General features: G+C 68.5%; 1 protein-coding gene and 2 pseudogenes. All 3 read right to left on the minus strand.

What is annotated here, in order from left to right; genetic code table 11:
- A pseudogene (locus ABD330_RS32310) lies at positions 1-124 on the minus strand (ATP-binding protein); the annotation flags it as partial.
- On the minus strand, positions 105-830 hold the full coding sequence (locus tag ABD330_RS32315) for a DUF742 domain-containing protein (protein ID WP_344469883.1): 726 nt from the start codon (positions 828-830) through the stop codon (positions 105-107). The pseudogene ABD330_RS32310 and the gene ABD330_RS32315, both read right to left, overlap by 20 nt.
- Positions 831-992: 162 nt before the next feature.
- Positions 993-1088, minus strand: a pseudogene (locus ABD330_RS32320) (roadblock/LC7 domain-containing protein); the annotation flags it as partial.

Raw genomic sequence — 1088 nt, forward strand, 5'->3', positions numbered from 1 at the left:
GGTTGATCTCGGAGACCGCGCCGACGAGGGTGGTCTTGCCGACGCCGAAGCCGCCTGCGACGACGATCTTCGCGGAGGTGGTGGCGCGGCTCGGGGCGGCCGCGTTAGAGCTTGCGAAGTCCACTGAGGACCCTTTCGAGCAGCGTGACGTCGGGCTGGTTGCCGGATTCGCCGCCGGCGGCGGGCTGGTGGATGGCGACAAGGCCGGCCTCGGCCAGGTCGGCGACGAGGATCCGGGCCACCCCGAGCGGGATGTTCAGGAGCGCGGAGACCTCGGCGACGGATTTGACCTCGGTGCACAGCATGCAGATCCGCTGGTGCTCGGGGAGCATCGTGGCGAGGCGGTCCTGCGCGACATTGGCCGAAACCAGTGCCTCCAAGGCCAGTTCGTAGCGGGGCCGGGTCCGGCCGCCGGTCATCGCGAACGGGCGGATCAGCGGACCGGAGTCCTCTTCGTCGTCGTAGTCGTCGACGTAGCCGGGCTCCTCCGGCGGTGCGGTGAAGCGCTCGGGGCCGGGGCGGTCCGAGTGCGTCCGGTAGCCGCCGTGATCGAGCCGGGTGGCCTGCCCGTACTGGCCGGGCTGCTGGTACGGCTGCTGCCGCTCGTAGGGCTGCTGCCCGTACTGCTGCTGTTGTTGTTGTTGCTGCTGTTGTTGTTGCTGGTGTTGCTGTTGCTGCTGGTAGTGCTGGTCCTGCTGCTGGCCGTACTGCTGCGCGTACTGCTGCTCGTAACTCTGACCGTGGCCGACGCCGGGGGCTCCGAAGGCGTCATGGCCGGTGCCAGGGTACGGAACGCCGTACTGGCCGCTGCGGTCGTCGGGCGGTGTCACGGTTCCTCTCCTCACATGGTGCGGCGGTGCGGTGCGAGCTCAGTGCCGGGGCTCTGAACAGGTGATGCGAAAGCCGTACAACGTCCGAACCCGAGCCCGCAGGATACGGGCTCGGGACGGACAGGAGGTCTTTCGAATACCAGGACGGTATCCGACGAACCGTCAGTGCAGCAGGCTGCCCTGGAGTTCCGCGCGAAGTGCGGGGGTGAGGACGGCGCCTGCGCGGTCGACGAGCAGGGCCATTTCGTATCCGACGAG

This window comes from Kitasatospora kazusensis, assembly GCF_039529945.1.
Taxonomy (GTDB): Bacteria; Actinomycetota; Actinomycetes; order Streptomycetales; family Streptomycetaceae; genus Kitasatospora; species Kitasatospora kazusensis.